Genomic DNA, 12,587 nt, shown 5'->3' on the forward strand with positions numbered 1-12,587 from the left:
TGCTAATTTTATTAGTATTTGGATACATAAACAAAATAGAAGTAGAACCTTTTAATGTTAGAATGAAAGGAATGTTGTTTTTAGTTTTATCCTAGTATAAAAACGATCCGAGCTTTCCGATTATTTCAGCATTATTTTTATTATGTAAAATGTATTCCGGAGGCTCACAACAACCCGAAATAACTCGAAATTCTACTAAAAAAGAACTCTTATATTCTTTAATATTGCTGTATCCTAATCTTGTCGTTAAACCCATCAGGTCTTTATCAAGGCTGAAAATCTTTTTCTTGGTATGCTTATTTTGAAAAATCAGCCAGGAATAATCACAATTGTATTGCCAATATATTTTTGCACTGTTTTTTTAAGATTTGCGGCTCACATGAAATTAATTCTTTCAATTCTGGATTTTTACTACAACTGCATTGTTGAGTGAAAAAATGTTGGAATAGAAAAAATAAAATAAATATTGAACTTTTTTTCATGGTGATGCAAAATTATATTTTTGTTTACAGACTGAATGAAAATATTATTGTAATTAGTTATTTTAAATTAACGTCCATTTGAATTAAAACCAAAATCCCCTACATTTGTTATCATGAGACACAACCAACGCGCAGAAAAATTCAGGCAGATTGTGGAAAATAAGTTCCAGATCTACAATTCATTGTTTATGAGCCTGCCTTATGATAAAATGACGAACATCGGGATGCTGCTTCCGTTTCTTTGTGAAGAAAGCAAGGTCGGCTACGAAGCCGGAAAGACGCCTGAAGAAATCGTCGAGGAATTCTTTAAAAACCATACTGATCTGCAGACCGAAGAGCAAAAGCTCGAACTGCTTTTCAAGATCATCCAGTATATTGAAAGACAGGTGGTTTTGTTCGATAGTATTGAGGATGCCGCCTTTCCGAACCTTCACTCTGAAAGTGACAACGGGACGGTAACCAATATGTACGAACGTTCCTATCAGGATCATAAGCTGGAACAGATCCGCGAAAAGCTGAAGGATTTTGCCGTGAAGATTGTCTTTACCGCGCATCCGACCCAGTTTTATCCGAATTCGGTACAGCGGATTCTTCATGATCTAAGAAATGCGATCACCACAGATTCCATTACCAACATCGATATGCTGTTGCAGCAGTTGGGGAAAACGCCTTTCGTGAACAAAGAAAAACCGACCCCGATCGATGAGGCGTTAAGCATCATTTATTATTTGCGGTATGTGTATTACGATTCAATCGGTGAACTGTTTAACAAAATCAAAACGACTTTTGGGAACGATCATTTCCACCTGCATGAAGACCTGATCCAGCTGGGATTCTGGCCTGGCGGCGACCGTGACGGCAATCCGTTTGTAACGGCGGAGGTAACTAAAAGGGTAGCGGAGGAACTGCGGACGGCAATCTTAAAGGCCTACTACAATCATTTGAAATCCGTGAGGAGAAGACTGAGCTTCCGAGGCGTTTCTGAAGTTCTGGGACAGCTGAGCAATGAGCTTTACACCGCGATTTTCAGGAATGAAAAACTGGAGGCTGAAGACATCATCAGAAGGCTGGACGAAGCTGAAAAAATACTGGTGGAGCATCACGATTCCCTATTCATCGACGAGCTGGTGAATTTCCGGGACCGCGTGAAGATTTTCGGAACTCATTTTGCCACCCTGGACGTCCGCCAGGACAGCCGCATCCATCAGAAAGTCATTGATGAGGTGTTTGCCAAAATATCCGGGAAAACGGAAGCGACGAATGAAGAGAAATTCAATACTTTAATTGAAACAAAAGATAAAATAAATGCTGAGGATTTCGAAGACATCGTAAAAGACACCCTGCTTACCGTTTCGCAGGTTTCCGAAATACAGCAGCGTAACGGTCTGAGGGGAATGAACCGCTATATTATTTCCAACTCCGATGCGGTGAAAGATGTGATGAATGTGTACGCCTTCTTTAAAATATGCGATTACGGGGAAGAAGAAATAAATATGGATATCGTTCCGCTTTTCGAAACCATGGAAGGACTGGCCAACGCCGAAAACGTAATGCAGGAGCTGTACCGGAATCCGGTGTATCAGAAACATCTTCAGCGAAGAGGGAACCAGCAGACGATCATGCTCGGCTTCTCGGACGGAACCAAAGACGGGGGTTACCTGAAAGCCAATTGGGAAATCTACAAAGCGAAAGAAGTCCTGACCCAACTTTCCGAGCAGAACGGGATTAAAGTCGTATTCTTTGACGGAAGGGGCGGCCCGCCGGCAAGAGGCGGCGGAAAAACCCACGATTTCTATGCTTCCCAGGGGAAAACCATTGCCAATAACAAGATTGAACTGACGATCCAGGGACAGACCATCACCAGTATTTTCGGAAATAAAGAGCAGGCCAAATACAACTTCGAGCAGCTGCTGACGGCCGGAGTGGAAAACGATGTTTTCAAAAGTTCAAAAAAGGAGCTTTCGGAAAAAGAAAGGGCGCTGATTGCCGAACTGGCGGAAATCAGCTATCAGAAATATTCCGATCTGAAGGCGCATCCGATGTTTGTGCCGTATCTCCAGGAAATGAGTACGCTGGAATATTACGGGAAAACCAATATCGGCAGCCGTCCGTCGAAAAGAGGTGCCGGAAACGAGCTCAGGTTTGAAGACTTACGGGCGATTCCGTTTGTGGGATCGTGGGCGCAGCTGAAGCAGAACGTTCCCGGGTTCTTCGGTTTCGGGTTTGCCATGCAGCAACTGAAAGCGCAGGGCAGGTTTGAAGAAGTAATCGGATTGTACAAAGGTTCCGACTTTTTTAAGACATTGGTGCTCAACTCTATGATGAGCATGAATAAAACCTATTTCCCGTTAACCTACTACATTAAGAACAACCCGAAGTTCGGAGCTTTCTGGAATATCCTGTTTGACGAGTACAATCTTTCCAAAAATATCATGCTGGAAATCACCGGCTTTACCAGGCTGCAGCAGGAAGACCCGCTGTCCCGCAAGTCGGTAAAGATCCGGGAAAGGATTGTATTGCCGTTGCTGAGCATCCAGCAGTATGCGCTGATGAAGATTCAGAAAGGGGAAGGCAATACAGAAGCCTACGGGAAATTGGTGACGCGCTCGCTGTTCGGGAATATCAATGCCAGCAGGAATTCGGCTTAAAGCAATCATGCATTGCTTATTTACGATATAAAAGTCCACTTTATGTTTCAGAATAAATATCTTTTGAGACTTTTGACTTCGTCGAACCTTCGGTTTATGGTTAAAATAAAAAAGGTATATTTAAATGCAAACCCTCCGGTCTAGGCCGGAGGGTTTCTTTATTCCTTGATAAATTTCTCATAATATACCTTATTCTTCGTCTGGATTTTCAGGTAATACACCCCTTTTGTAAAATCCCCAACTTTCACGGACTGTCGGTTGCTGGTTTTCGTAATCAGTCTGCCGAGATTGTCATAGACTTCCAGTGAAAGAACTTCACTTTCTGAGGCGACATTCAGAATGGTTTTTACCGGATTCGGAAAAACAGCCACCTGTTTTTTCGTGACCAGATCGGAGGTGCTTAACACGTTATTATAAAGCATTCCGAAATTCAGGATCCCGAATCCCATCTGGTCGGTGTGGTTCGGATACAGTGAGGCGGTCTGCCGCAGCCGGTTCCGCATCAGATCCCGGTTCATCGTCGGGAAAGCCTGGATCAGGCAGGCAATTCCTCCGGCAGCAATTGGTGCGGCAATGGAAGTTCCGTTCACGGAGATGGTAGTATTGCTGGTATTGGAAACACTGATAGCGCCCGTGCCTCTTGCAGAAGCATCCGGCTTTACGACCCCGGCGGCATTAGGGCCGTAAGACGAAAAAGTAGAGGATGCTCCTGCCGAATCTACGCCGCCGATGCTGAATACTTTTGCATTATCAGCCGGCGTTAAGATATAGTGCCACGGCTGCGCACCGGAGTTTCCGGCGGCAACCATAGTGAAAATTCCTTTATTCGCGGCTATTTCTGCTGCTCTTGCAATAAAGGATGTGCTTCCGTTCATTTGTGCGTAAGTGTAGTTGTATCTGGGATCATCAAATGTAGCATAGCCCAATGAAGTGTTGATGACATCCACTCCCTTACGGTCGGCTTCTTCTGCGGCTTCGATCCAGTAGAGTTCTTCTTCAGGAACTTCTACAGCTGCATTTTCGCTGCGGTACAGGTAAAAATCCGCATCCGGGGCAGATCCTACAAAAGTATCCTGGATATAGCCGCCGATCGCACCCAGGACAGCGGTTCCGTGAGCGTCGAGCGATGGATTGTAAATATCCGCCGTTTTGGTAACAAAGTCGTAGCCGCCTTTGATGTGCCCGTTGGTCCACAACCTCGAATAGGCCGTACCGGTATTCACATTCGGGAAACCGGCATCGATGACGGCAATGGTCACGCCCGTCCCGGTATAGCCTGCCAGGTGAAGCGGACGGAGGTTGATCTGATCGATCTGTGCGGATGCGGAACCGTAATCGAAAACCGTCAGGTTTTTACCCGCCGGATCAGCCGGGTTTTCCCATTTGTCTTTATGGACAGTCTTTGTTACGCCGGAAGAATTCCTGGCGAAACTTTCCACGGATTGCACATAGTTTTGTGCCTGAAGGGTGATAATCTGCGCCGGCGTTGCATTCACCGCCACGCCGTTCAGCCATTTTGAATAATCGGTAACGGTAAACCCTAAGCTCTGGATGTTATTGATGTAGGACTGCTCAATAGGAGCGTCTTGGTCATTGAGGGCAATGCCCATCAAAGTCCGGCGATTGAGGGATTTCTGGGACAATTCCGACAATGGATTGGCATAGAAAGCCGCCTTGTTCGGCTTGTCCTTAAAAAATACAAAAACAAGCGATGTCTGTGCAAAACTTAGCGAATAACCTGCTAACAGACAAAAGAATAAAGTTTTTTTCATGTATTTATTTTTCCTAAAGATAAAACAAAATCAATAAAATTTTTGATAGGATTTTAAATTCCTTATTTTTACAGAAATATTTATTTATGAAAAAGATCCAAATGGTTGACTTACAAAGTCAGTATTACAAGATAAAGAATGAAGTAGATAATGCAGTATTGAATGTAATGGATTCGGCGGCTTTCATCAACGGCCCTGAAGTAAAGTCATTCCAGAACGAATTGGAATCTTATTTGGATGTAAAACACGTCATTCCGTGCGGAAACGGTACCGATGCCCTTCAGATCGCTTTAATGGCACTGGACTTAAAAGAAGGGGATGAGATTATTACCGCAGATTTCACTTTCGCTGCAACGGTGGAAGTTATTCATTTGCTTAAACTTAAATCCGTTTTGGTAGACGTAGATTATGATACGTTCACAATTTCTACGGAAGCTATTAAAAAAGCCATTACGCCGAAAACAAAAGCCATCATTCCGGTGCATATCTTCGGGCAGTGTGCCAATATGGAAGAAATATTAAAGATTGCCGAAGAGCACAATTTATATGTGATCGAAGATAATGCCCAGGCCATCGGTTCGGAATTTACTTTCTCCGACGGAACGGTAAAAAAAGGCGGAACCATGTCGACGGTTGGAACCACTTCTTTCTTCCCATCTAAAAATTTAGGCTGCTACGGCGACGGAGGCGCGATTTTTACGAACAATGATGAATTGGCCCACCGGTTAAGAGGAATTGTCAACCATGGGATGTACGAAAGATATTACCATGATGAAGTCGGGGTAAATTCAAGATTGGATAGTGTTCAGGCGGCCATTTTAAGAAAAAAACTTACGCATCTCGACCATTACAATGAATCCAGGGGAAAAGCAGCGGATTATTATGACGAAGCTTTTGCCGGAAACGAACATATTTTAACACCGAAAAGAGCGGACTATTCCACTCACGTTTTCCATCAGTATACCCTGAGAATTCTCAATGGTAAACGAAATGAATTACAGAAGTACCTGACTGAGAAAGATATTCCGGCTATGATCTATTACCCTGTGGCCCTGAGAAAGCAAAAGGCTTACTATCAGGAAAGCAACGACGCCGATTTTGTAAATACGGATAAGCTGCTGGACCAGGTAATTTCTCTTCCGATGCATACGGAACTGGATGAAGAACAGCTGAAATATATCGCGGATGCGGTGCTGGAGTTTATGAAGTAATGAAAAGAATTATATTTAATAGTAAAAAATTATATACTGCTAATCTTTCTGTTAGCAGTATTTTCTTTTTAATTACAGTTTTAAGTCTTTATTCTGTCATCAGTGATCGTAATTGGACTATAGAATTAATGTTATATTTATGTTATTTTTTAATATATGCAGGTGCATCTGCCATACTTTTATTAAAACCTAAAAAAGCGGTTATATCTCTTAATATTATTTATTTTTTTGCTATTGTATTCAATGTTATTGATTTTTTTATTCATTATTCAAGATATGATCATCTAAACAGAAAATATTTTTTTGTTATCATTATTGCCGTTTTTACTACGCTGTTTTCTTTATTAATTTATTTTAACAATAAAAATAGATTCCATTGGAATACATCTGAACTTGATGAAATCGGTAAGCTGTAATTTTTATATCACCTTCAAAGTTGCAATCTGTGACGAATTCTTTTTTAAAACAGAAACTATGAAAAATAAAATATTTAAGCATAGATCTGTATATTATTTAGCAATAATTACAAGTCTGTTACTTTTTTTGATATCATCATTCAATATTCTGCAGCTTTTTCAAGACTTCAGTTTCTTAAAATTGGTATTGGTTTTTTGTTCAGTTATTTTCAGCTCATTTGCATTTATCAATCTGGTGGAAAAATATGACAAAGCCGTTTTGTTTCTGAATTTAAGTATTGTCTTTTATATGTTTCTCACAAGCTTTTATTCATTGGTGGGATTTCTAAATATCGGAATACGGGCATTTACAGGTGTTTATTTTAAACTTCTGATTACACAAACTCTTATCCTGATTATTGTAAATCTCTACAAGATAAAACATGCTAAAGGGGTCGATGAGATTGACATTATAGGACAGATCGAGGAATAAATTATCCTGATTGAATAAAAAGTATACCAGCGAAGCGGGCCGGTTTTTGAATCACCCTTAAAAAAATCCATATTGATTCTGAAGAGGATCTGAGAAATCTGGGTATTTACATCCATCAAAGTCCTGAAAACTTTCAGAATTATAAATTTTCATCTTATCTTGCATTGATTTCTGATACGGCGACAAATATTCAGCGCAGCAAGTTAATTGAACTGTTCGGGGATCATGAAAATTTTGTTGAGGGTCACAAAAGAAAATTAACGCAAACTTTATTAAAGATTTTCAGCTTTGATAAAGTCATAAACTATAAAAAATGGCAATACTTGTAACGGGAGGTCTCGGATATATCGGTTCCCATACGGTGGTGGAACTTTTAAACAACAATTACGAAGTGGTAATTGTGGATGATTTATCCAATTCCGAAAAATTTATTTTAAAAAATATTGAGGAGATTACAGGAAAAAAGCCTGTTTTTTATCCTTTTGACCTGAAAAGGAAAGAGCTTCTGGCGCAGGTTTTCGATGCCCATCCGATTGACGGATGCATTAATTTTGCAGCGTCCAAAGCAGTAGGGGAAAGCCAGCTGAAACCGGTGGATTATTATGAAAACAATCTGTTTTCCCTCATCAACATTCTTCAGGAGTTTAAGCAGAGAGGAATTTCGAATTTTATTTTCAGTTCGTCGTGTACGGTATACGGTCAGGCGGATCAGATGCCGATCGACGAAAATACACCGCTGAAAATGCCTGAAAGTGTGTACGGTAAAACAAAACAGATGGGTGAGGAAATCCTGACCGATTTTGCCAAAGCCTACCACAGAAAGGTTTCTTTGCTGAGATATTTCAATCCTATAGGTGCACATCCCTCAGCAAAAATCGGTGAATTACCCATCGGAATTCCGAATAATTTAGTACCTTACGTAATGCAAACGGCCGCTGGGGTACGTGAAAAGCTCAGTATCTGGGGGGATGATTATCCTACGGAGGACGGAACGGCAGTCCGCGATTACATTTATGTGGTAGACCTTGCGAAAGCACACGTGGCAGCTTTGAAGAAATTAATGGAAGACGAATCTAATGTTGCAACCATTGACATCTTTAATCTCGGGACAGGCAAAGGATCTTCTGTTTTGGAAGTTGTAAAAGCTTTCGAAACGGCGAATGATGTAAAAGTGCCTTACCAGATCTGTGACAGAAGAGAGGGGGATATTACGATTGCCTTTGCCAACGTAGACAAAGCTAAGGAGGAGCTGCAATGGAAATCTGACACTTCCCTGGAAGAAGCTTTAAAAACGGTATGGGAATGGCAGAAGTATTTAAAAAATAGAAACACTTAAAAAATTTAGACATAAAAAATATTGATATGAAAACAGAAAGAATAGGGATTACCTTTTCGTCGTTTGATTTGCTTCATGCTGGGCACATCAAAATGTTGGAAGAAGCCAAAACGGTTTGTGACTACCTTATCGTAGGATTGCAGATTGATCCGTCACACGATCGTCCGACCAAGAATAAACCAACGCAGACCATCGTTGAAAGATATATCCAATTGAAGGCTGTAGATGCCGTAAATGAGATTATTCCTTACTACACGGAAGAAGATCTTCTGGATATTCTGAAATCTTTTGTGATCGATGTAAGAATTATCGGGGACGATTATCTGGACAGGGACTTTACCGGAAAGAAATACTGTGAAGAAAAAGGAATCGAAATCTTTTACAACAAAAGAGACCACCGGTTTTCCTCCAGCGATCTGAGAAAAAGAATATACGAAGCGGAACTGGCAAAGCTGGCTAAATTAGAAGCTGCAGAAAGTGAACAATAAAAAAATCCCGAAAGCAATTTCGGGATTTTTTGGTGGTATGCAAAACAGGCTTACATTGGCCCGCCCTGCTGGTCGTCTCCGGCTGCATTGGAGTTGATGTCCTTTTTACGTTTCGGTTGCTCAATTCTTTCCCCTTGCTTAAAGCGGTAAGTAAATGACAGTGCAAACTGTCTTGGCTGCCACTGCATATAAGATTCCCTTTCAAATTCAGGGGTTTTGGTAACACTTCTCATTGCTCTCGTATTGAAGATATCCTGAATATTGAAGCTGATGGTTCCATTGCCGTCCAATACGGTCTTTGAAGCGCCAAAGCTGATGGCGTACATATCTTTACGATCCTGGCTCAAAGACTTCTGGGCTCCTCGGTAGAATCCCTGGAACTGGAAATTAAATGTTTTATCTACCTTGAAGGTGGTCGTTAACCGGGCTCTTGAAGAAAAACCGGAACCTTCAAAAGGCATTGGTTTTGGAACTTCAGGACCAGTATACGTTCCGGTAGTTTTATATCCGAATAAATCTACATTCCCTAATAATTTCAGCCATTTTGTAGCATCCCAGTTGAAGTTCAGATCCATCCCGTAACGGTCGTCGTTTCCTAAGTTAATAGGCTTGGTATGAAAGGCTCCGGCATCATCACTGTATACAAGCATTTTCACATCATCCGTCGTATGTCTGAAATATAAAGTAGGATTTACGGTAAATTTGTTTTTGGAAATGCTGTATCCAAATTCGTATGAATCTACATAAGAAGGGTTGAGGTCTATATTTCCGTCAAAAATGTTCTGATTATCCGTATAGCTTGGATTAGGGATCAGGAAGAAAGATCGCGGACGGTCGATTCTTCGGGAATAATTTATCAAAAACTGATTGTCCTTCGCAATTTCATAGCTTAAGAAAACACTCGGAAACAGATTATTGTAATTTTTCTTTTTATCGATCAGTTCATCGCTTGGATTCAGATTCTGATACTTGATGTCAATTTGTGAGTATTCATTTCTCAGACCAAGCTGATAACCCAATTTACCGACTTTGCTTTTAAACTGGATGTATCCGGCATTGAATACCTCTTTATAAAAAGCATTATACGTAAAGGTAGGCAGGAAGAAATAATCTGAAAATAAAGAATATCGCTGAGATACATCATTATCATAAGTATTCTTATTAATATCCAAACGGTATCCTGCTTCCAACTTTGAATTTTCACCGATCGGAAGTTCGTAATCAGCCTTACCGATCAATGTTTTGTTCAGCGTAGTTTGATTGATCTGATTCTGTAATGTAAATGCGTCATTTTCAGTCTGCATAACATCCGTATCATTATAGGACCTGTTTCGTTGTAAACTTAAGGAAAGGGATAAATTGTGTCCCTTGTCATTGAATTTATGATCCAGGCCGAAATCTCCCTGTAAGGCCAGGTTGTTATTGGAACCGGTGTTATCCCTTCTTGCGGAAGACAAGCTTCCGTCTGTGTAACGGTATCCATACCATACATTTCCGATATTGTCGCTGTCGAAAGTCCTTACGGTTCCGGAAGCATTAACGGACGTTTTATCGGAAATATCGTATACTAAACCGGTAGATGCGTTATAATTATCGTTCTTATTTTTCGTTATGGATTCCTGGTCCGCATTGGTTCTGTTGTCAGCTCTCGGAATAAAGTAGGTCGCATTATTCCTATTGGTATTCTTCGATTCCCTGTATCCGCCGCCGCCATTCAGAAACCAGGTGAGATTACCTTTTCTCCAGCTTAAGTTTGTATTAAGATTGGTTTGCGGCAGGTAGCCTAATGTTCCGGTAACACTTCCGTTAAACCCTGTTTTCTTGCTTTTCTTTAAAATAATATTTAAAATACCTGCTGTTCCGCTTGCTTCAAATTTGGAAGAAGGGTTGGTAATCACCTCGATTCTTTCGATCTGGTCTGCCGGAATACTCTGCAAAGCGTTGGCTCCGTCATCGATTCCCAGAAGGGCAGAAGGTTTTCCGTTAATCAGGAATCTTACATTGGAACTTCCTCGCATGGAAACCGTTCCGTCCGTTTCTACGGAAACCGAAGGTACATTGGAAAGCACGTCCTGAAGATTTCCTCCTTTACTCACGATATCCTGAGACGGGTCGTAAGTCCTTTTGTCCAGTTCCACTTTATAAGGCTTGGTAGAAGGAGCTGTAATTACTACGCCCTGGATATCCGCTGTTTTCAGGTTAGTTGCGCTTTTTTCAGGATCTATCGAAAAGGCTCCGATGTTTCCGGCTGCGGTAATCTGTTTGTTCAGGACATTCTTCTGGTAATCAATCGCCTCAATGGTAATGTCATAATTCCCGGGAGCGAGGTCGAGCTTATATTGTCCTTTCTCGTCTGTAAGGGTCGCATCACTGAATAATTTGTTGGCTTTGTTACTGAACGTAACCGAAGCATAAGGAACAGGCTGGTTGCTCTTACTGACCACCGATCCTGAAATACCGACCTTCTCCTGTGCAAAAGCAAATGCTGCTGCCGAAAGTACAAAAGTAAGCCCTAGGGTTTTCTTTGTAAAAATGTTAATGATTTCCGTCTGATTCATAAGGGTATTTTTTGTGTAAAATCGTGAAAGATTTCCCTTTCTATTGAAAAATTATCAATGCTGCCAATTTTACAATATCAAGTATAATTTATTATTTACAATGTATAGGTCGCAGAAAACAATAAATTGTTAATTATCGAATTGTTAAAAAAAAGTTAATATGGTTTTATTTTATATTTTTAGAATTCAGCCAGTCCTGATAAGCCTTTGCATTAACTGCGTGCTGTTCGGCATTTGCCGTGAATTTGTGGTAGCCGAATCGTGCAGGATCAGCACACATAAAAATATAATTATTCTTTTCCGCATTTAATACTGCATCCACCGAATTTTTGTCCACCACGCAGATTGGGCCAGGCGGGATTCCCTTATTTGCATAAGTATTGTATGGCGAAGGAGTTGATAAATGTTTGTAGAAAACCCTTTTGATCTGATCCTTAAAATTCGTCTGCTTATTGATCGCATAGATAACGGTTGGGTCCGATTGCAGCTTCATTCCTTTCCGGTAACGGTTCAGATACAAACCGGCAATAGTCCGCATTTCATCTTTTTTCCCGCCGGATTCTTTATAAACGATGGATGCCAGCGCATAGATCTGGTCTCTCGTTAAACCGGATTGCTGTTCCTCTGCTTTTCTCTCACTGTTCCAGAACTCCTGATACTGGCTGTCGAATTTTTTAAAAAACTCCTGTGGCGTTACCGTCCAGAAAAAATTATAGGTATCGATAAAGAAATATTTCTTCAGGTCTTCTGCATTATTGTAGCCTTTTTCTTCTGCAATTTTATTGAAATCATTTACAAACTGAAGAGAATCCTGCTCCGTTTTTTTGGTCACCCGGCCGATCATCTGGTAAACGTCCCCAAAATCTCCGATCCTGAAACTGTTTTCGCTCTGGTTACCGGCCTTGATCATATTGACCAGTCGGGTATTCCCCAATCCTTTCTGAAAATGATAGCGTCCGGCTTTGAAATTTTGGGCCAGCCCTTTTTCGTTTGCTACCGCTTCAAAAGATTCCTTATTGCCGACGTATTTCGACGCTGAATCCAGGATCTGTTTAAAGCTGGCATTATGCGGGATCAGAACATAGCCATCCTTTTCAATGTTGTTGCCGTAATATTTTTTATAAAATCTAAATCCAAAAAATCCGCCTGCCGCTAAAACAAGCAGGATGACAATGAGAATAGCTTTTTTCATGTACTGTTGATT

At 40.9% G+C, this 12,587-nt stretch carries 8 protein-coding genes; 5 read left to right on the forward strand and 3 right to left on the reverse strand.

The window, feature by feature from the left end; all coding sequences use genetic code 11:
- The first annotated feature begins 595 nt into the window (after window positions 1–595).
- On the forward strand, window positions 596–3,130 hold the full coding sequence (locus FY557_RS18285; protein ID WP_149248679.1) for a phosphoenolpyruvate carboxylase: 2,535 nt from the start codon (window positions 596–598) through the stop codon (window positions 3,128–3,130).
- A 158-nt stretch (window positions 3,131–3,288) separates the two neighbouring features.
- On the opposite strand, the gene FY557_RS18290 is transcribed toward FY557_RS18285, so the two are convergent.
- A complete protein-coding gene (locus FY557_RS18290; protein WP_149248680.1) occupies window positions 3,289–4,902 on the reverse strand; it encodes a S8 family peptidase in 1,614 nt (537 codons plus the stop codon).
- 86 nt (window positions 4,903–4,988) lie between these two features.
- Here FY557_RS18290 and FY557_RS18295 point away from each other — a divergent pair, with 86 nt between their 5' ends.
- The 4 genes from FY557_RS18295 (at window position 4,989) to FY557_RS18315 (ending at window position 8,825) form a co-directional block, all read left to right on the forward strand.
- Entirely contained in the window at window positions 4,989–6,113 is a 1,125-nt protein-coding gene (locus FY557_RS18295) for a DegT/DnrJ/EryC1/StrS family aminotransferase (RefSeq protein ID WP_149248681.1), read from the forward strand.
- Window positions 6,113–6,529 (forward strand): hypothetical protein, encoded by a 417-nt coding sequence (locus tag FY557_RS18300; protein ID WP_149248682.1) that lies wholly within the window; start codon window positions 6,113–6,115, stop codon window positions 6,527–6,529. The genes FY557_RS18295 and FY557_RS18300 overlap by 1 nt, the downstream gene beginning before the upstream one ends.
- A 785-nt stretch (window positions 6,530–7,314) precedes the next feature.
- Entirely contained in the window at window positions 7,315–8,337 is a 1,023-nt protein-coding gene (gene galE, locus FY557_RS18310) for a UDP-glucose 4-epimerase GalE (RefSeq protein ID WP_149248684.1), read from the forward strand.
- Window positions 8,338–8,363: 26 nt separating this feature from the next.
- A complete protein-coding gene (locus tag FY557_RS18315) occupies window positions 8,364–8,825 on the forward strand; it encodes an adenylyltransferase/cytidyltransferase family protein (RefSeq protein ID WP_149248685.1) in 462 nt (153 codons plus the stop codon).
- Window positions 8,826–8,875: 50 nt separating this feature from the next.
- Here the strand turns inward: FY557_RS18315 and FY557_RS18320 are convergent, their stop codons facing one another.
- Window positions 8,876–11,383, reverse strand: coding sequence for a TonB-dependent receptor (locus tag FY557_RS18320; protein ID WP_149248686.1), 2,508 nt, complete (start codon window positions 11,381–11,383; stop codon window positions 8,876–8,878).
- A 166-nt stretch (window positions 11,384–11,549) separates the two neighbouring features.
- Window positions 11,550–12,575, reverse strand: coding sequence for an endolytic transglycosylase MltG (gene mltG / locus FY557_RS18325; RefSeq protein ID WP_149248687.1), 1,026 nt, complete (start codon window positions 12,573–12,575; stop codon window positions 11,550–11,552).
- Window positions 12,576–12,587: the final 12 nt, after the last annotated feature.

This window comes from Chryseobacterium sp. SN22, from assembly GCF_008329705.1.
GTDB lineage: Bacteria > Bacteroidota > Bacteroidia > Flavobacteriales > Weeksellaceae > Chryseobacterium.